This window comes from Marinobacter sp. 3-2 (assembly GCF_003751355.1).
Lineage (GTDB): Bacteria > Pseudomonadota > Gammaproteobacteria > Pseudomonadales > Oleiphilaceae > Marinobacter > Marinobacter adhaerens.
The window spans coordinates 1,117,515-1,137,816 of sequence record NZ_RJUQ01000011.1; the positions used below are offsets into that span (position 1 = coordinate 1,117,515).

13 protein-coding genes are annotated in these 20,302 nt (G+C 58.9%); 3 read left to right on the forward strand and 10 right to left on the reverse strand.

All coding sequences use genetic code 11. From position 1 onward, the window contains the following. The first annotated feature begins 26 nt into the window (after positions 1-26). On the forward strand, positions 27-1,082 hold the full coding sequence (gene astE / locus EDB94_RS07100) for a succinylglutamate desuccinylase (protein WP_108017886.1): 1,056 nt from the start codon (positions 27-29) through the stop codon (positions 1,080-1,082). A gap of 16 nt (positions 1,083-1,098) precedes the next feature. Here astE and EDB94_RS07105 read toward each other — a convergent pair whose 3' ends face one another. After that, positions 1,099-4,125, reverse strand: a complete 3,027-nt coding sequence (locus tag EDB94_RS07105; protein ID WP_108017887.1) for an efflux RND transporter permease subunit — start codon at positions 4,123-4,125, stop codon at positions 1,099-1,101. Beyond that, entirely contained in the window at positions 4,125-5,204 is a 1,080-nt protein-coding gene (locus EDB94_RS07110) for an efflux RND transporter periplasmic adaptor subunit (protein WP_008169257.1), read from the reverse strand. The genes EDB94_RS07105 and EDB94_RS07110 overlap by 1 nt, the downstream gene beginning before the upstream one ends. Positions 5,205-5,370: 166 nt before the next feature. Here EDB94_RS07110 and EDB94_RS07115 point away from each other — a divergent pair, with 166 nt between their 5' ends. Continuing rightward, entirely contained in the window at positions 5,371-6,006 is a 636-nt protein-coding gene (locus EDB94_RS07115) for a TetR/AcrR family transcriptional regulator (RefSeq protein WP_062781040.1), read from the forward strand. Between the two features lie 22 nt (positions 6,007-6,028). On the opposite strand, the gene astB is transcribed toward EDB94_RS07115, so the two are convergent. The 6 genes from astB to EDB94_RS07145 all read right to left on the reverse strand — a co-directional run bounded on the left by astB (position 6,029) and on the right by EDB94_RS07145 (position 13,812). Beyond that, positions 6,029-7,369 carry an N-succinylarginine dihydrolase gene (astB, locus tag EDB94_RS07120; protein WP_008169251.1) on the reverse strand — a complete coding sequence of 447 codons (1,341 nt, stop codon included), beginning with the start codon at positions 7,367-7,369 and terminating at the stop codon, positions 6,029-6,031. A gap of 14 nt (positions 7,370-7,383) precedes the next feature. Next, positions 7,384-8,859, reverse strand: a complete 1,476-nt coding sequence (astD, locus tag EDB94_RS07125; protein WP_108017888.1) for a succinylglutamate-semialdehyde dehydrogenase — start codon at positions 8,857-8,859, stop codon at positions 7,384-7,386. Continuing rightward, positions 8,847-9,947 (reverse strand): arginine N-succinyltransferase, encoded by a 1,101-nt coding sequence (gene astA / locus EDB94_RS07130; protein ID WP_108017889.1) that lies wholly within the window; start codon positions 9,945-9,947, stop codon positions 8,847-8,849. The genes astD and astA overlap by 13 nt, the downstream gene beginning before the upstream one ends. Before the next feature lie 61 nt (positions 9,948-10,008). Next, complete coding sequence (locus tag EDB94_RS07135; protein WP_108017890.1) at positions 10,009-11,028, reverse strand: arginine N-succinyltransferase; 1,020 nt, start codon at positions 11,026-11,028, stop codon at positions 10,009-10,011. A gap of 9 nt (positions 11,029-11,037) precedes the next feature. Beyond that, complete coding sequence (locus EDB94_RS07140; RefSeq protein ID WP_014578271.1) at positions 11,038-12,252, reverse strand: aspartate aminotransferase family protein; 1,215 nt, start codon at positions 12,250-12,252, stop codon at positions 11,038-11,040. 99 nt (positions 12,253-12,351) lie between these two features. After that, the gene (locus tag EDB94_RS07145) at positions 12,352-13,812 is read right to left on the reverse strand and encodes an exonuclease domain-containing protein (RefSeq protein WP_108017891.1); all 1,461 of its coding nucleotides are present in this window, start codon (positions 13,810-13,812) and stop codon (positions 12,352-12,354) included. 162 nt (positions 13,813-13,974) lie between these two features. Between EDB94_RS07145 and EDB94_RS07150 the strand changes: the two genes are divergently transcribed. Beyond that, positions 13,975-15,138, forward strand: a complete 1,164-nt coding sequence (locus tag EDB94_RS07150; protein ID WP_108017892.1) for a DcaP family trimeric outer membrane transporter — start codon at positions 13,975-13,977, stop codon at positions 15,136-15,138. 284 nt (positions 15,139-15,422) lie between these two features. Here EDB94_RS07150 and aceF read toward each other — a convergent pair whose 3' ends face one another. Both aceF and aceE read right to left on the reverse strand, forming a co-directional pair. Then, positions 15,423-17,087, reverse strand: a complete 1,665-nt coding sequence (aceF, locus tag EDB94_RS07155) for a dihydrolipoyllysine-residue acetyltransferase (protein ID WP_108017893.1) — start codon at positions 17,085-17,087, stop codon at positions 15,423-15,425. 10 nt (positions 17,088-17,097) lie between these two features. Then, positions 17,098-19,761 (reverse strand): pyruvate dehydrogenase (acetyl-transferring), homodimeric type, encoded by a 2,664-nt coding sequence (gene aceE / locus EDB94_RS07160; protein ID WP_014578275.1) that lies wholly within the window; start codon positions 19,759-19,761, stop codon positions 17,098-17,100. Positions 19,762-20,302 lie beyond the last annotated feature (541 nt).

The window sequence follows — 20,302 nt, forward strand, 5'->3', positions numbered from 1 at the left end:
CCCTCTGACTTTTTCGTGGAGTCCCCATGACCGTTAGTTCGGATCTATTTGGCAGTTCCCATGATTGGCTCTCACACACCCTCGACAACGCGGATGCATCACTCCCAGAAACCAAAGCCTTCCTCCCTGACGGGACGCGTATCAGCCGCAAAGCCGTAGGCGTTCTGGACATTGTCCCCCCGGCGGCACGCAGCAATCCGAATGCCGAGGCCATCATCGTTTCTGCAGGTGTTCACGGGAACGAAACAGCGCCTATTGAGGTTCTGAACAAACTGGTTTCCGAACTGATTGATGGCGAATGGGAGCTGGCTTGCCCGGTCTTGCTGATTCTGGGTAATCCGCCGGCGATGGTCGCAGGGAAGCGCTTTCTGGAAGTGAACCTCAATCGGCTGTTCGATGGCGCGCATAGTCGGAACGAGTATGAGGGACTGGCCGAGGCTGCGCGGGCGCAGGAACTTGAGGAAGCTTGCCGGCAGTTTGCCATGGCCAATCCCGAGGCGCTCTATCACTACGACCTGCACACGGCCATTCGGCCGTCGCACCGGGAGCGGTTTGCGCTGTATCCGTTTGTTGAGGGGCGGACGGTTCCGGTCGACCAGTGTGATTTTTTGCTGGAGGCAGAGGTGGAGACGCTTCTGCTGCAGCACAAGGCGGGCACCACGTTTTCGTCGTTTTCCTCGTCGCTGTTGAAGGCCGAGAGTTTTACCGTGGAGCTGGGTAAGGTCCGGCCGTTCGGTCAGAATGATCTGGGGCGCTTTTCCGGCATCCAGGATGCCTTGCGACGGCGGTTCCGAGGGCTACCCTCACCTGCGCCGCAGCCGCCGTTTGATCACCTGACGGTGTTCGAGGTGGTGCATGAGATTCTGAACACCGGGAAGAACTTCCGGTTCCATATTCCGGACGATGTCGCCAATTTCACCGAGTATCAGCCCGGCACAGTCATCTGGGAGGACAGCGAGACCAGCTATCGGGTGGGACATTCGCCAGAAGCGATTGTGTTCCCCAATCCGGAGGTGCCCGTGGGTCACCGAGTCGGGCTGATGATCCGGCCAGAAACGGGATCAGATGAAAGCTTCATCTGATCCTCATTCCAACTGATCAGGCCGGGGCGTTTTCGGGTTCCGGCACGCTGACTTTGATCAACTGGGTGCAGACAGCCGGGATGACCAGCAGCGTGAGCACCGTTGAGGCCAGCAGGCCGGAGATGATGGCCCAGGCCATGGGTGGCCAGAGCGTGGAGCTTGAGAACGCCAATGGCAGCAGGCCGGCCACGGTGGTTGCTGTGGTCAGCAGGATCGGGCGGGTGCGCTGCTCTACCGCGTTGCGCATGGCGTCGCGGATGTCTCTTCCTTTCTCCAGTTCCCGATCCATCACGTCCAGCAGAACGATGGCGTTGTTCACCACGATTCCCACGAGGGCGATCACGCCAAGCAGAGACTGGAAACCGAAGGGTGAGCCGGACAGCACCAATCCGGGGAAAATACCGACGGTAGCCAGCGGCACCGTCAGAAGGATAATGCCGACCCGGCGGAAGGAGTTGAACTGCAGCAGCAGGAAGAACAGCAGCAACAGCATCCCGATGGGGGCTGCGGTGAGCAATGCGGTGTTGGCTTCACCGGAACCCTCGGCATCACCGCCCATGGCCATGCGGGTACCCGGTGGTAACGGGTTTTTCTCAAGCCCTGCGTAAAGGCCGTCCAGAGCCTGGCTGAAGCTGTAACCGGTTTCGAGGTTAGCCGTGACGGTGTTCATTCTTACGCCATCACGCAGGTATCGAGCCGCCGGTTCCCAGGTGGTATCCACCGTCGCCACTGCTGAGAGCGGCACGGCGTCGCCCCGGTCATTGTAGATGTTCACTGACAGCAACCGTGACAGCGAGAGGGCCGTGCCCTCGCGGGAACGCAGCACCAGGGGGATGGGATCCTCTTCCTGGCGATAGCGCTCAGCCACCACACCAAAGCTCTGGCCATAGAGGCTCTGGGCCACATCGGCCCGCGTCAGGCCGTAACGGGCCGCCGTGGCATCGTCGACGTTGATGGCAATACTCGGAACGCCAATATCCAGGTCATGGCGAACATCAACCGTGCCCTCAACGCCTCTCAGAATGCTGAAGATCCGCTCCACCGCTTCGATCCGGGCACCATCATTGGCATGGTAGACACGGATTTCCACCGGTGCAGCCCTGGGCGGCCCCTGCCCGAGGATACCCACGGTCACATCCAGTTCCGGCATCTGGTCTTTCACGTGCGCGCGAATCCAGCGGATCATGCCGGTAGTGTCTTCCAGTGTGGGAGTGGTAACCACCAGCCGTGCCCGGTTCGGTGCCTGGGGGGCACGCTGCAGGTTGTAATAAAATGAAGGTCCGGTGAAGCCTACGAACCGGTGAACCTTCAGGGCATTCGGCTGCGAACGAATGATTCGCTCCAAACTTTCCGTGGCCTCTGCCGTGCGGGCCTGGTCGGTGCCTTCGGGCATGTAGACTTCGACAATCACCCTCGGGCGATCAGCATTCGGAAAGAACTGCTGGGCCATGAAGGGGGTCATCGCGAGGCTGATGCCCACAAGTATGGCGCCCGCGGTAATCAGCCGTCCGGGGTAACGCGACACCAGGCCACCCAGAAAACGGGCTACTCCGATCAATCGGTCTTGGCCGGCCTTGCGGCGGGGTTTCAGGAACCTGGCCGCCAGCAGGGGAACGGCCGAGATAGCCAGCAGGTAGCTGACGGACAGTGTCAGCATGATCATGACCGGAACGCCGCGGGTGAAGTCTGCAGCGCCGCCCTTGGCCAGAAGCAGGGGTGCGAAGGCCGCCAGCGTGGTTCCCGTTGAGGCACCCAGCGGGCCGGCCAGCTCGCTGACGGCCTGGCGCAGGGCATCCAGCCGCCGCATGCCCTCATCCAGGTGCCCCTGGATGTTTTCGACAATCACAATGGCGTTGTCGATCAGAATGCCCAATGAGATCACCATGCCGATGACGGCAATCTGGTGCAGCACGCCCCCACCGAGGTCATAGAGCCCGACACTGATCAGGGCAACCATGGGCAGAATGGACGCGACCAGCAGCCCCATACGAATGCCCATGCCGGTAAAGACCACCGCCACGATGATCAGCACTGAAAGCACCAGACTCCAGGCCAAGTTATCGAGCCGTTCCTGCACCTTGTCCGGCTGGAAGAACATCTCCCGGATCTCATAAGGCTCAAAGTCTCCGCGAATCTGGTCCATGCGCTCACGAACCCGCTCACCAAAGCGGATCGCATCGGTGGTGCCCTCTTCCATAATGATGGAGACCAGCACCACCCGTTCACCGTCGTACCATGTTTCCGGCTGTCTGGGTTCTACGGGTCCACGCCAGACATCCGCTGCCGCGGCCAGGGGCACCTGAGAGCCATCCGGAAGTTCAATGGGCGTGGCGCGGATGGCATCGATATCGGCAAATTCGCTGTTGGGAAGGACCGACAGGCGGCGGCCATTGACCACCACGAAGCCGCCGGGAATGGTCTGGTTTCGCCGCGCCAGCGTGTCCAGCACCCGCGCCGGTGAGATACCAAGCCGGAAGAGCGCGGCATCGTCCAGTGCCAGGGTAATCTGCTCGTCTGCATCACCTTCCAGCTCAATCCGGGAAACCCCCGGCAAATCCGAGAGGTTCTGCTTCAACCGTTCAGCAACGTCGGATAGTTCCGTTACCGAGGGCGAGCCACCTACGGCCATGACGATGGCAGGAATATCGATTAGACGGTCATCAAGTACCATCCGGCCCACATCGTCCGGGAAGTCCTGCTTCGCGCGCTCCATGGCCTGGCGCACTCGGTCCCAGGCGGGGTCGGTGTCGTAGATGTCGTCATTCAGGCGCAGGCGCACGATGGCAACGCCGGTACGGGCGGTGGACTGGGTATAATCCACCTCCTCCACCTGCCGAAGTTCATCCACCAGGGGCCTGAGTACGAGCCGTTCAACGGCCTCGGCGCTGGCACCCGGATAGTTGATGCTGATCAGGCCGGCCCGGTAGGGAAACGACGGGTCTTCCTGGCGTGGCATGGTGCTGTAAGCCGCGATACCCAGCAGGCAGAGCATGGTCACCACCATGCCCAGCAGACGCTGGCAGTTCAGAAGCCGGCGGGTCATCAGCGCACCTCCACGGCATCACCGTCCGCCAGCCGTGTCATGCCGGCATAAACCACCAGGTCACCCGGGGACAAATCGCCAGAGGTAACCACCACCCGCTCGCCCACGACCCGGTCGACTTCCACCGCAACACGGGAGGCCACATTATCCCGGACCCGGAACACACTGACGCCCTCGGCGTTGCGGATCACCGACAGCAGGGGCACTGTGATGGCAGATTCCCGAACAGGCGTGATGCCCACTTCTACCGGCTGGCCGGGCTCCAGGGTGTTTACCGGCAGGCTCACCAGAACCGGATGCAGCTCGCCGCGAATGGCGCTGGCCTGGGCAATCTCGACCACCGAACCGGATTGTGGCGGGCGGCTGCGGTCCTGGACGGACCAGACAGGCAAGGTTTGCTCCAGCTCAACATGATCCAGCAGATACGCCGGTACCCGCACCTCTACCTCACGGCCCTCGGGCGAGGAAAGCCGCATCACCGGCTGTCCGGCCGCCACGAATTCGTCCCGCTCCACCAGCAGGGCTTCAACCCGTCCGGAAAAGGGCGCCCGAAGTGTACTCTCCTCGAGCAGCTGGGTTGCCTCCGCCAGGGAGGCCCGCGCCGTTGCTACGCTGGCCTCCAGGGAATCCCGCCGAGCGGCAAGCTGCTCCAGCGTCTGCTCGGACACCACACCGCGCTCGTGCAATCGGCTGGAGCGCTCCCACTCCCGCTGAGCCTGCTGATACTGGGTTCTCAACTCTTCCAGGCGGGCCCTTGCAGAATCCCGGGCCGGCTCCAGGCCTGGATTGTAGACACGGGCAAGCAGATCACCGGCCTGCACCTTCTGCCCGAGCTCCACCGCCTGCTCCTTGAGGGTGCCACTGACCTGGAAGGTCAGTGTCGCTCGCTGGGTAGCACGAACAATTCCGGAAAACCGCAGCGGCATATCCTGGCTCTCGCCGCCGGAAACTTCAGACACACGCACTGAAACCTTCTGCTGCCCGGGCTCCGGGGCTACGTCACTGGCTTTACAGCCCGACAGAAACAGTGAAAAAACCGCAAGAGAAACGATGGCAACGGGGATTCGAAGTGGTGTCATGACTCTTCCTTTCATCCTTGCTTGTGTAGTTGGCGGGGTCCTGTCCCTGGAGAAACCCGATGATTGATTTAGACATCATGTCATTCTTTGACATTTTGTCAATAATCGGGTTTGATTCGATTTCAGGTATCCTATGCGTGCTGTTGCCAACTAACCGGATGATTGAATGAGCGAACCGCTGAAAACCCGTCGCGAGCGTGAGAAACAGGCCCGTTACGACACCATCCTGGACGCCGCCGAACTGGTGTTCTCGGAAAAGGGCTACGAACGCACGTCCATGGACGACATCGCCCGCACCGCCAGCCTCAGTCGGGCCTTGCTGTACGTGTACTTCAAGGACAAGGCTGCGATACAGAGGGGCATCATGCTCAGGGCGGGCCATAGCCTCTTCCGTCGATTTGAAGAGGCAAGACAGACCGCGGATAACGGGCTGGGCCAGATCCGGGCGATGGGAGAATCCTATTATCGCTTTTATCTGGAGGAACCGGATTACTTCTCGGCTTTGACCAAGGCGTCCACCGCCATGGCGGAGGCAGACGAAAGCCAGGCAGAGGAAATGTTGTGCTCCAAATCAGACCTGATGGAGCTGATGGTGGGGGCCATCGAACTGGGGCTACGGGACGGCACCATGAACCGCGACCGGATCAACGACCCCGTTGAGACTGCACTGTACCTGCGCGGCGCCCTTCACGGGGTGATCCTGCTCTGCCAGTCGGAAATGGGCGAGGGTAACCCGGCGTTTCCGGCCGAGCAGCTGATCCGGCACACCATGGATATGCTGACGTCGTCGATTTCTGCCTGACAACTCGCAGCCCGGCAGGCTGCTAGAGCTGGAAATCGTAGATGGAGCCCAGGCCCATGATCCCGGTGAGTTCGTCCAGGGCTTTGCGAACCTCTTCGAGCAACATCGGATCGCCAAGCTCGTTCTGGCTGAGTTCATCCCGGTAATGGGCTTCCACCCAGGTGGTCAGGCGCTCATAGAGTTCATCGGTGAGCAACACACCCCGGTTGATGGCTTTCAGCTCATCGTCGTTGAGCACCACCCTCAACCGCAGACAGGCCGGGCCACCGCCATTGCGCATAGACTGCTTGACGTCGAACACTTCCACCGCGGTGATCGGCCCGCCGGACTTCACCAGGCCATCCAGATAACGGCTGACCGAAGCCACTTCACGGCACTCGCCGGGCACCGCCAGCAGCATGCCGTCGGGTGTGTTCAGCAACTGACTGTTGAACAGGTAGGATGCCACCGCATCTTCCAGTGGTACATCGGCACTGCTGACCCGGACCGCTTCCAGCTCGGCACCGGTGAGCCGCTCCCTGATGTCCGCCAGCACCTGCGCTTCGTTAAGAAACGCCATTTCATGGTAGAAAAGCGTATTACCGTTGCCCACCGCTATCACGTCGTTGTGGAAAACGCCGCCATCAATGGCGTCCGGATTCTGTTGGGCAAACACCGCATTCTGGTCCCTGAGGCCATGCAGCCGTGCCACCGCCTGGGATGCCTCAAGCGTTTGCCTTGCCGGGTATTTCTTGGGAGCCGGAGCCTGCTCATTGAACGCCATCTGGCCATACACAAACAGTTCCACGCCGGGCTCACCATAACCGGCACACAACCGGGTGTGGTTGGCCGCGCCCTCATCGCCAAAGTGGCTCACTGATGGCAGCGCCGGATGGTGCGCAAAGTAGCTCTCGTCGGCAAAAATGGATTTCAGTGCCCGTCCGGTCACCGCATGCTCGATGGAACGGTGGAACTTGGCGCTCAGGTTGGCCGGGGTGAAGTGCACGCGATGGTCAGAGGTATCGGCACTTGGCGATACCGTGGCCGCATTGGCCGTCCACATCGGCGACGCAGAAGAGACTGCCGCCAGGATCGACGGACTGGATTTGGCCGCCTGCTCAAGAACCCGAGCGTCCGGACCTTCGAACCCCAGGGCCCGAAGTGTCGGAATATGCGGCCGCTCATGGGGAGGCAGAACGCCCTGCACATAGCCCCGGTCCGCAAGGCGCTTCATTTTGGCCAGGCCCTGCAGTGCCGCCTCTTTCGGATTCGAGACGGAACTGACATTGGATTTGGAGGCTACATTGCCCCAGGACAGTCCCGCGTAATTGTGGGTGGGACCGACCAGACCATCGAAGTTTGCTTCAACCGCGTGTTTCACCATGGCACTGGGTTCCGTTAATCGAAATTGAGGCCGGGTGCCAGAGACTCTGGCATCTCACTCTTGCCGGCCTCCAGAGAAGCCATGGGCCAGGCACAGTAGTCGGCAGCGTAGTAGGCGCTCGGGCGATGATTGCCACTGGCGCCAACACCGCCAAAGGGCGCCGCGCTGCTGGCGCCGGTCAGCGGCCGGTTCCAGTTCACGATACCGGCGCGCACTTCTTCCACCAGCCGTTCGTAGAGTTTCCGGTCGTCCGTCAGGATGCCCGCCGACAGCCCGTAGTGGGTATCGTTGGCCAGCGCCAGTGCATCATCAAAGCTCTTGTAGCGATAAACCTTCAGCAAGGGGCCAAAGAACTCTTCATCGGTCACGTCCAGACCTGTGGCATCCACGATACCCGGCGACAGCAGTCCGGTTCCGGACTTCAGGGACTTCATCTCCAGCAGGGATTTGCCGCCCTTCTCCAGCAGGCTGGCCTGGGCCGCCAGGAGTTTTTCGGCGGCTTCCGCGGAAATCACGGAGCCCATAAACGGCTGAGGATCGGCATCGAACTCGCCTACCCTGATGCGGGCGGAGACTTCCACCAGCCGGTCGATGAACGCGTCACCTTTCTTGCCCTTGGGTACCAGCAGGCGACGTGCACAGGTACAGCGCTGACCGGCCGACAGGAAGGCCGACTGCAGGGCATGGTGCACTGCACCATCCACATCAGCCACATCCTGAACGATCAGCGGGTTGTTGCCGCCCATCTCCAGGGCCAGGATTTTCTCAGGCTGGCCACCGAACTGTTTGTGCAACAGATGACCGACCGTGGAACTGCCGGTAAAAAACAGGCCGTCAATCAACGGGTGGCCGGCCAGGGATTTGCCCGTGGACGAGGCGCCCTGGACGAGGTTGATCACTCCATCGGGAATGCCGGCCTTCTCCCAGAGTTTTACCGTCAGCTCGGCGACCCCCGGGGTCAGCTCACTCGGTTTGAACACCACCGTGTTACCGGCGAGCAAAGCCGGCACTATGTGGCCATTCGGCAAATGCCCCGGAAAGTTGTAGGGGCCGAACACCGCAACGACCCCGTGGGGCCGGTGCCTGAGCACCGCATGACCACCGGCAACATCCGATTCAGACGTCCCGGTACGGTCGTTGTAGGCTTTCACGGAAATACCAATCTTGCCGATCATCGCCGCCACTTCCGTGCGGGATTCCCACAGCGGCTTGCCGGTCTCCAGGCCAATCTGGCGTGCCAGCTCTTCCTTGTGAGCCTCAAGCAGCTCACCAAAGGCTTCAACAACGGCCTGGCGTTCGGCAAAGCTCTTGCGCTGCCACTTCACAAAGGCATTGCGGGCCTCACGAACGGCCGCATCCACATCCTCCAGATTGGCGCTTTCGCCATCCCAGAGTGTTTCACCGGTCACCGGCTGGACAGATTCGAATACCGGCCCGTGGCCCGGTAGCCAGAGCCCGTCGATAAACAGTTCACCCGTCAGCTTTGCCATTTCGATGCACCTCCCGGTACTGAGCTTCTATAACTATGTTTGGTCAGCAGCCCCGAGTCTTTCAAGGGGGCCAGGCGAACCGGATCGCCAGATTCAATCTGCAAGGCTTCGGCCACTTCAGGTGGCAGACTGACGGTATCCGGTCCGATGCAATCTATCGGCACGGTAGTCACCCGGAAATCCCGGAATGAGCGGTTCGAAACCATGACCCGCTCCTCAGATGGCACGTCCAGGTTGACCGGTTTGCGAGTGACCATGGCGTGTCGGTTCATGCCTTCCCGAACCGTCCGGACATTGTGAACGAAGGCTTCAACCACGGGCCCGCCATCAAAGATGTCTACCAGTCCGTTGAAGTTGAAGCCCTCGGATTGAAGCATCCGGAGTGCCGGAGCGGTGTTGTCATGGACCCGGCCGATCACGGCACGGGCGGAATCCGGCAACATGGACAGGTATATCGGATACTTGGGCATCAACTCGGCAATAAACGACTTGTTGCCCAGCCCCGAGAGCATGTCCGCCTCGCTGAACTCCATGTCGAAGAATTTGGTTCCCAGCGCGTCCCACAGAGGGCTCCGGCCGTTGGCATCCGACACGCCCCGCATTTCCGCGAAGATTTTTTCCGAGAAGTGTTTGCGGAATTCATCCAGGTACATGAACCGGCAGCGGGAAAGCAGCAGGCCGCTGCCTCCGCCTTTGTACTCATCGGAGAGCAGCAGGGAGCAGATTTCGCTGGTATCGGTCATGTCGTTTGACAGATGCAGCGTTGGAGTCCGCACGTGAACACCCAGCTCTTTCGAGGCATTGACGGTGACGCTGAGACGGTAATTGTAGAACACTTCATCCAGACCAACGCGAGCCTGGATGCCGCTGATACCGACCGTTTTCTTGCGTTCGGTATCCTCCAGAGCGAAGAGATAGAGCCCTGCTTCCGGCGCAATGCGCTGGTTAAAGGTCTCCCGGGCGTGATTGATCTTCCTCTGCAGAAGCTCCCGGTCCGCCGGCAGGGTGGTCAGCCCCTTCCCGGCGCTTTGGGCCATGGCATACAGGTCGTCCAGATCGTTTTCCTGCAACGGGCGAATTACCAGCATGGTGTCGCCTCCGTGATCCCGGCGGGTTGATACTTAACTGCGTCCTCGGTGCCCGAATAGGTCATAGCGGCGCGATCCTTACCCGGTCACCCGCGGTCCGGTTCAGCGTGTTCCAGGTCGAGACCGGAACCTTGAGTTTGTCGTCCAGTGTTTCGGCGACCGGTGTCAGGGTGCAGCGAAACTGTTCACCCTCGCCAGCGGCAATGAGACAGGTTTCGCCGGTGTCCTCGTTGGTCCCATGAAGTTCCTTCGGGTGACTGGTCACGAGGGTTTTCAGGCTGTCGGTACGAGCTTCAAGAACCGGACCGGCATCAAAAATGTCCAGATAGTTTCCCGGCTGGAACCCTTCCCGCTGAAGCAGTTCAAAGTTGGGTACGGTAATCTGGTGCGGCTGCCCCATCGCCTTCTGGGCCGATTCACTCAGCAGCGTCACATAAATGGGATTGGGCGGCATGAGCTCGGCAATGAAGGTTTTGCTGAGCTGCCCGGAGTACTGGTCCGCCGTTTCAAAATCCATATCAAAGAAATGCCGGCCAAGGCTGTCCCAGAAGGGCACGCTCCCGTCTTCGAGCTGAACGCCCTGAATTTCCACGGCCATACGCTGGGCAAACCATTCACGGTGATCAGCAATAAACAGAATCCGGGCCCGCGACAGCAACTCGAACGCATCCGTGCCCTGCAGCTCCGGGCGGATCGAGAAAGAGCACAGCAACGATACATCGGTCAGCGAGTGGGAGGGATACAACACCTCCACACGGCGGGACACTCCCAGTTCATGGGAGGCATGGATCAGGGCATCCCGCCGGTAACTGTAAAAAGGCTGGCCATTGCCGGCATGGGCATCGATACCGGCCGTGCCGGCGATGCCTCCGGTTTCAGTGTCCTCAAGCACAAACAGGAACCTGGGAGGGTCATCCTCTGCGCTGATCCGGCCGGCAAACGACGCCAGGGACTGCTCGATCTTGTAGGCCAGGGCGTCGCCCTGTTTGGGCAGGGTTGAAGAAAGACGGGCACACTGGGTGCCCGCGATGGCGAGAATCTGGTCCAGATCATCCGGCTCAGCCGGACGTACCAGCCACATAAGATCTCCTTAGGCCGTCAGTTTTTTCACTGCCGCTTCGAAACGCTCGAGGGCTAATTCAATGTCCGGTTCCGGGATAATCAGGGATGGCGCCAGACGAATCACGTTTGCGCCGGCCACCAGAACCATCACGCCCTCTTCCAGCCCGGCGTTCAGGAAGTCCTTGGCCTTGCCCTGCCATTTCTCGGTGAGCACGCAACCGAGCAGCAGGCCGGCACCGCGCACTTCGGTGAACACGCCGTAGCGTTCGCCAATATCCATCATGCCCTTGCGGAGCTTGTCGGAACGGGCTTTCACGCCCTTGAGAATCTCCGGCTGGCTGACGGTATCCACTACCCTCTGCGCTACGGCGCAGGCCAGTGCGTTACCGCCGTAGGTACTGCCGTGAGTACCGACGCCCAGGCTGGCTGCAACCTTCGCCGTGGTCAGCATGGCCGCGACCGGGAAACCGCCGCCAAGCCCCTTGGCACTGGAGAGAATATCCGGCACCACGCCATACATCTGATAGGCGTAGAAGTGGCCACTTCGACCAACGCCGGACTGAACCTCATCAAACACCAGCAATGCGTCATTTTCGTCGCACAGATCTCGCAGCCCCTGCAGGAATGCCTGGTCGCCGGGCATAACGCCACCCTCACCCTGAATAGGCTCGACCACGATGGCACAGGTTTTCTCCTTCGAGATCAGTTTCTTCACCGATTCCAAGTCGTTGAACTCGGCATGGTGAATGCCGCCGGGTGCCGGCTCGAATCCTTCCAGGTACTTGGGTTGGCCACCGACACTCACGGTAAACAGGGTGCGCCCGTGAAAGGAATTCTTGAACGAAATGATCTCGTTCTTCTCTTTACCGTGATGCTCCCAGGCGTAACGACGGGCCAGCTTGAACGCCGCTTCGTTGGCCTCGGCTCCGGAGTTGGCGAAAAACACGCGCTCGGCAAAGGTCAGGTCACACAGGGTTTTCGCCAGACGCAGGGCGGGTTCGTTGGTCATCACGTTGGAAAGATGCCAGATTTTCTCAGCCTGATCGTGCAACGCGCCCACCAGCCCCGGATGGGAATGGCCCAGGCAGGTCACTGCGATGCCGCCCTGGAGATCGATAAACTCGCGGCCTTCCTGATCCCAGATCCGGGAGCCCTCTCCTCGCACCGGAATAATGGAACCGGGAGCGTAGTTGGGCACCATGACTTCATCGAACAGTTCGCGGCTGACGGGTTCTTTATTCATAAATCTCTCTCGGGAAAGCGGCTAAGCAATTAAAAATAGTAGAGTGGCGGCACCAAACAAGTAAGTAGGTGTGCGGACTCTTGCACCATAATACGCCACTCACGGCATAAGAACATCCGGTTCCCCGATGGCAGGCAATTCGATCACCCGCTGCTGTTCGTGCCCGCCCTTTTTTCTGTCCATGAGGGCGCCGATCAGAAGCTTGTAGGAATCCAGGTCAAAGGTGACTGCCTGGCCGCTGAGTGAGAGATCCGCCAGCTCCTCCTCTTCATGGAGGGTGGCGACATGCATCCAGTTATAAACCACCAGGATGTCCGTGCGCCCGGACCGCTCATCCCGCTCAACGATCCCGACCGGCCCTTTCCAGGGCCAGGTTTTCAGTCGCAGGCCGTGGAAGGCAATCTGCACCCTGAGGTTATAGCGCTCGACATTCTCGAGTTCCTCACAGGCGCCCTTGCAGCGCCCCAGCGCGCGCTGGAAACAAGGACCCTCGTGCTCGGGCTCCAGGCCGAGCAGCCGGTTGCACAGTTCATTCTTGGCCGCGATGCCGCTCAATGCCCGCTCGGCATCCCGTTTGCTGCGGAACAACCCGAAATAATCCCCCAACCGGTGGGGCTCGATTTCACGAACCAGGCGCGCCTGGAGATACCCCGCCTCGTTTCTCGACAGCTCAATGCTCACCAGATTCTTGGCCGCCCGGGAGCGACGGTTGAACAGAGGCTTCAGGGTCTTGATCTGCTTGAGCTCCAGCAAGAGCGCGCCAAGCTCGCCGGCAGTTTCCGTCCACTCAACATGGCGCAGACTCTCGGACATCCTTACACCACGGGCAGAGTTATGATCGCCGGAAAAGTGCGAGGCCACCCGCTGGGCAATATTGGTGCTCTTGCCCACATATAAAAGCACATCGTTTTCGCCGTAAAACCGATATACCCCAGGGCCCCGGGGCAGGTCCTGAAGCGTATCCGACGGAAGATGAGATGGAATACTAGGCCGTTGCAGCAGCTCTCGGAGGGCCTTATCGAACTTCCCGTCGCCTTTTTCCGAACGCGCATGCTCAAAGAACGCCAGCATGGCGGACACATCGCCCATGGCCCGGTGGCGCTGAACCCGGGCAAGGCCATGGCGGGCAATCAGCGCGTCCATGTTATGCCGCCGGAATTCCGGATACAGCCGCCGGGAAAGCTTTACCGTACACAGCACCTTCGCTGAGAACAGGCGCCCCAGTCTGCGGAATTCGGATTTGATAAAACCGTAATCAAAGCGGGCGTTGTGAGCGACAAACACCTTGCCCTTGAGCTGCTCCTCCAGCTCATCCGCCACCTCTTCAAACAACGGGGCATCGGCGACCATCTCATTGGAAATGCCGGTAAAGTTCTCGATAAACGGGGATATACGCGTTTCCGGATTCAGCAGCGTCTGCCACTCACCCACCACCTCGCCGGCCCGCCAGAACCGGATACCAATCTCGGTAATCCGGTCCCGGGCTGAATTACCGCCGGTGGTTTCAATATCAAGAAACGCGAACGTGGCTGACTCAATAACTGTACTTTCGGACGTCATGGAACAACTCTACGCCTCATTGGCAACTGCAGATGTCTGTATATGAACGAAAAGCTGTTATAGACATTCGTCTAATTTCTGCATGAATTTATTTGAATTGTCACGAATTCGTAACTACCTTGTTTTTGGGTCCAACAACAAAAATGTGTGGAGACAACAACGATGCAAAGCAACAAACTGAGATTGGCAATTCGTGCGACGGCAGCAACAGTAGTAATGGGGGTTGCCTCTCAAGCGAGCGCACTTACGCTGAACGTAGGTGACGATACCGAAGCGAGCCTGTATGGCTACGCTCGTCTGAACATGAGCTATGACCTGGACGCTAACAGGGCTGTTTCTACTCGCGCTGGTTCGTTTACAGGTGGCAATGAAGACATCACAGGTCATTTCGGTGCTGACGTTCAACAGAGCCGTCTGGGCGTTAAAGTCAAGCACGCCTCTGGCGTTGCGATCACCGTGGAAGGTGACTTCCGTGGTTCCGGCAACAGCGCTGGCAGCCTGCGTATGCGTCACGCATACGGCGAATACAACGGCTTCATGGCCGGCCGTAACTGGTCCAACTACACCAGCTTCGTAGGCAACACTCCGACTCTGGACTTCGACAGCTTGGCAGGTACAGCCGGTAGCCAGGATCGTACCGAGCAGATTCGTTACACCACTGGCGCTCTGTCCTTCTCTCTTGAAGATCCCAGCTCACAGATTATTCATGACGCGAATGCTATCAACGGCGACAACCCTGCTGGTGTAAGTTCAGCCGGTAGAACGTCAATGCCAGCTCTTACTGCTCGCATCCAAGATTCGGCCGGTGGTCTCTCATACGCGGCTGCAGCGCTGATCAGCCAGGTAACTGCAGATGATGGCACCAACGACGACAGCGCCATGGGCTACGCAGTGTTTGGTGCAGCCAAGTTTGCTCTGAGCGACATGATCTCCATTCAGGGTGCAATCAACTACACCGATGGCGCTAACGGTTATCTGTGGCGCTCAGGCAGCAACTACTTTGGCCCCAGCGCTTATATCGAAGGAAACAGCCTCGAAACCATCGCTGGCTATGGTGGATCTATCGGCACCAGCGTAGCGCTTGGTGGCGGACGTAGCGTCAACCTGGGCTATGGAACGACGACACTGGATCTGGACGATACCGTAGATTCTGGTATTCCCGATAGCATTGCAGAAACCAACCAGAACATCTTCCTGAACTACATGTGGTCACCAGTACAGAACGTCATGTTCGGTGTTGAGTACGGCTACTTCGATCAGGAAACTGTTGCCGGTGACTCCACCGACGCAAACCGTGTTCTGTTCGCAGCGCAGTATAGCTTCTAATCCTTCCGTTAGAAGTTAGTTAACTCAGCAGAAACCCCGGCTCCGGCCGGGGTTTTTGTTTGTGCGGGATACATGAAGGTCGGCCTGGCGGAAAAATATGAACAGGAAGTAGCGAACAGGAGGGAGCCAGAACGACAAAGGCCGGTGCGGCTTTTCAGAACTGTAGAGGGCCAGGGATGGCCCGAAACAAGCGCACAGGGATGTGCTTGTAGCGTGTTCTGAAAAGCCGCACCGGCCTTTGTCGCGCCACCCAACCCTCAGGCTGGGTGGCAACTAGCTTCATATCACAACAGAAGGGTACGAATGTCCCCAAGAAGCTGACTGAGCACCGTGGTAAACCGGGCCGCATCGGCCCCATTCACCGCCCGGTGATCGTAAGACAGCGACAACGGCAGCATCAGGCGGGGCTGGAACTCCTTACCATCCCAAACCGGCTTCATCGCCGCCTTGGACACCCCAAGAATCGCCACCTCCGGCGTATTCACAATCGGCGTAAATGCGGTGCCGCCAATACCACCCAGACTGGTGATGGTAAAACAGGCACCCTGCATCTCTGCCGGCTTCAACTGCTTGTCCCGGGCTTTCTGGGCAAGCTCGGCGCTCTCGGCAGCAAGCTCCCACAAGCCCTTCTTGTCCACATCCTTGATCACCGGCACCATAAGCCCGTTGGGCGTATCCACCGCAATCCCGATGTGAATGTACTTCTTGCGAACCACCTCCTTGCGCTCCATGTCCAGAGACACGTTGAACTGGGGCAATTCTGCCAGCGCCGTGGCACAGGCCTTCAGCAGGAACGGAAGCGGCGTCATCTTAACGCCCTTCTTCTCGCCGGCTGCCTTCTGGGCCTTGCGGAAATCCTCCATATCGGTGATGTCCGCATCCTCGAACTGGGTGACGTGAGGCACGTTAAGCCAGCTGCGCTGCATGTTGTTGGCCGTGGCGAACATCATCCGCGACATGGCCTCACGCTTCACTTCACCAAACTGGCTGAAGTCTGGCAGCTTGACCCCGGGGATACCGGAGCCGGTGGCAACACCGCTACCCTGCTGAGCCTGCTTTAGCTGGCTCTTCACATAGGCGTGGACATCGTCCTTGATAATCCGGCTCTTCGGGCCAGAGCCCTTGATGCGGGCCAGATCGGCACCCAGCTCACGGGCCAGCTTGCGAACAGCAGGGCCAGCGTGGACTTTCGCGCCAGGCGTGGGCGGCTCATAGGTTGCACCCTGGGGTTCAGGGGCAGACTCTGCTTGCTGCTTTGGCTTCTCTTCGGACTTGGGCTCCGACTTCGCTTCCTTCGCCGGTTCTTCAGACGCTGGTTCGGAGTCGTCTTCCGCTTCGCCGCCCTCTTCCTGGACGGTCATCTCCAGCAGCTCATGGCCCTCGGAGAGCTTGTCGCCCTCGGACACCAGGATCTTGCCCACCTTGCCCGAGTACGGCGAGGGAATCTCCATGGTGGCCTTGTCTGATTCCACGGTAACCAGCGGATCGTCAGCCTCGATGGTATCGCCTTCGGCAACATTGATTTCGATAACCGGAACATTGTCGAAGCCATCCAGCGCAGGAACCTTCACGGTCTCCTTGCGTGAGCCCCCGGAAGCCTTCTTCGGCGCCGGCTTGCTCTCTTCGGATTTCTCCTGCTTCTCGGCTTCGCTCTTTTCCTCCGCTTTTCCTTCCGGCTCTTCCTCGGAATCGTCAGAGCCACCACCATCGGCACTGGCTTCCATCATCCCCACGACGTCGCCTTCCTTGACCTTGTCGCCCACCTTAACGGTGATTTTGGTGATCTTGCCGGCACCGGGCGACGGCAGCTCCACCGAGGCTTTGTCTGACTCTACGGTCAGGATCGGATCTTCTGCTTCAACCGAATCCCCTGCACTGACGGTGATTTCGATAACCTCGACCTCATCCGCACCGCCGAGATCCGGAACCTTGATTTCCTGTTCACTCATGGCGGTCTCCTTAGCTCAGCACCGGGTTCGTTTTGTTGCGATCGATTCCGTACTTGCGCATGGCTTCGAGAACCACATCGTTCTTCACCTCACCGTCCTTGGCCAGAGCTGACAGCGCCGTGACTGTTACGTAGTAACGGTCGACTTCAAAGAAGCTGCGCAGCTTTTCCCGGGTGTCGCTGCGGCCAAAGCCGTCGGTGCCCAGGGTCAGGTAGGTTTTCGGGATGAACGCCCGGAGCTGCTCGGAGTGCAGCTTGATGTAATCGGTGGAAGAAACCACTGGCCCGGTCTGCTTCTCCAGGCACTGGGTAACATACGCCTTTTTCGGCTTGTCATCCGGGTGCAGGCGGTTCCAGCGCTCTACGTGCAGGCCTTCACGGGCGAGCTCGTTGAAGCTGGTAACACTCCACACATCGGACGCGACACCCCAGTCGTCTTTCAGCATCTGGGCGGCAGCACGCACCTCGTTGAGGATAGCGCCCGCACCAAGCAACTGAACCCGAGGCGTCTTTTTGTTGCCCTTGGTTTCAACAGACTCGAACTTGTACATACCTTTGATAATGCCGTCTTCGCAATCCTTGGGCATGGCAGGCTGTTCGTAGTTCTCGTTTTCGATGGTCAGGTAGTAGAAGACGTTCTGGTTATCCTCGAACATCTCCTTCATACCCTTGCGGAGCACGACCGCCATTTCATAACCGTAAGCCGGATCGTAGGCCTTACAGTTCGGAATGGTGTTGGCCAGCACGTGGCTGTGGCCGTCCTGGTGCTGCAGGCCTTCGCCGTTCAGGGTGGTCCGGCCGGCGGTACCGCCGATCAGGAAACCACGGGCCTGGATGTCACCGGATGCCCACGCCAGATCGCCAACCCGCTGAAAACCGAACATGGAATAGAAGATGTAGAACGGAATCAACGGGAAGTTGTTGGTGCTGTAGGAGGTCGCTGCCGCCATCCACGCTGCCATCGAGCCGTCTTCGTTGATGCCTTCCTCGAGAATCTGGCCCTTCTTGTCTTCCCGGTAGTACATGATCTGATCACGGTCTTCCGGAACGTACTTCTGCCCCTCGGCGGTGTAGATGCCGAGCTGACGGAACATACCTTCCATACCAAAGGTACGGGCTTCGTCGGGCACAATGGGTACCACACGCTTGCCGATGCGCTTGTCCTTGGTCAGGGCTGTCAGGATACGGACGAAGGCCATCGTGGTGGAGATCTTCCGGTCGCCGGAGCCTTCCAGTACCGCTTTGAAGATGTCCAGATCAGGAATCTGCAGCGGCTGGCAATCCTTGCGGCGCTTGGGATAGAAACCACCCAATTCCTGCCGGCGCTTCTTCATGTAGACGATTTCCGGGCTATCCGGCGCTGGCCGGTAGTAGGGAACGTCCTTGAGCTCCTCATCTTTCAGCGGCACTGCAAAGCGGTCGCGGAACGATTTCAGCTGCTCGATATCAAGCTTCTTAAGAGAGTGAGCGGTATTCTGCGCCTCGCCGGCCTCACCAAAGCCATAGCCTTTGATGGTGTGAGCCAGTATGACGGTCGGACGCCCACCGTTCTTGTTGATGGCATGATGGAAGGCTGCATAGATCTTGTACGGATCATGGCCACCCCGGTTAAGCTTGTTGATCTCCTCATCCGACAGGTCCTCAACGAGCTTGGCTGTTTCGGGGTACTTGCCGAAGAAATTCTTACGGGTATAGGCCGGGCCATTACTCTTGAAGTTCTGAAGGTCGCCGTCACAGACCTCGTCCATGACGCGCTGCATCTTCCCTTCTTTGTCCCTCTCGAACAGGGGATCCCAGTGGCGACCCCAGACGACCTTCAACACGTTCCAGCCGGCACCGCGGAAGACACCCTCAAGTTCCTGGATAATCTTGCCATTACCACGGACTGGGCCGTCCAGACGCTGAAGGTTGCAGTTAACCACAAAGATCAGGTTGCTGAGGTTTTCCCGGCCGGCCATGGAGATAGACCCCAGGGTTTCCGGCTCGTCACACTCGCCGTCACCGACAAAGCACCAGACCTTGCGATCGCCCATCTCGATGAGCTCCCGACTGTCCAGATACTTCATTACGTGGGCCTGATAAATGGCCTGAATCGGGCCCAGACCCATGGAAACCGTGGGGAACTGCCAGTAATCCGGCATCAACCAGGGGTGCGGGTAGGACGAAAGGCCGGTGCCATCTACCTCTTCGCGATATTTGTCGAGATCTTTTTCATCGAACCGGCCTTCAAGATAGGAGCGTGCATAGATGCCCGGAGATGAGTGCCCCTGGAAATAAACCAGATCGGATTCGCGCTTTTCGTCGCCACCGTGGAAGAAGTAGTTAAAGCCAACATCGTAGAGGGTCGCAGCCGACGAGAACGAGGAAACATGGCCGCCAAGATCTCCGGGACGCTGATTGGCGCGCATAACCATGGCCATGGCATTCCAGCGGATCAGGGAGCGAATACGGCGCTCCATGAAGAGGTCGCCGGGCATCGGCGCCTGCTGGGACACAGGAATACTGTTCCGGAATGGCGTGGTAATAGAATATGGCAGCTCGGTTCCGTCACGGCTCGCCCGTTCGGAGAGCCTCTCAAGAATGTATTTGGCCCGGTCTACGCCTTCGTTCTCGATCAGAGATTCCAGCGCGTCCAGCCATTCACTGGTTTCAATGGGATCATCGTCCTGGTACATCAAACCCTCCCCTTGGCATCAAAAAGTGCAGCGCCGCCACGATCAGCAGCCGGGCGCGTTGCGGTGTCGATAAGCTGCGATGAAATGCAGTGTTTTGTTGTGGGTATGTCAGCCTGACAGGTGTACCGGCTCCCAGTACACAGAACCTGTACAAAGCATAGAACAGCTTTCACACTTTTCCTGCCCGATCGCCCCTGATTTACGGGCTTTTGGCCCCACGAATGATCGGTATGCCGATGAAGCGCGCGGATCAGCCAACCCATTTCGTCGTCTTTTTACTACATTTTTAACGCTAAATTCAATTTACACCCTATCTAAATCCATTTCAGGGGCGCTCTTTGCGGTTACTTACGGAAGAATGACCGTTTTTGGACCAGCAGACAACCAGACTGCGACCAATGTCGTAGCATTCTTATCAACCGGAAAATTGATTACCACGCTAAACGATATCCTCGCCGCAATTCGCTACACATTCGCCGCTGTTAGCGATTTTTGTTGAATATTCTGAACCTTTAACTCTTCTACTCATCTAATTTACCGG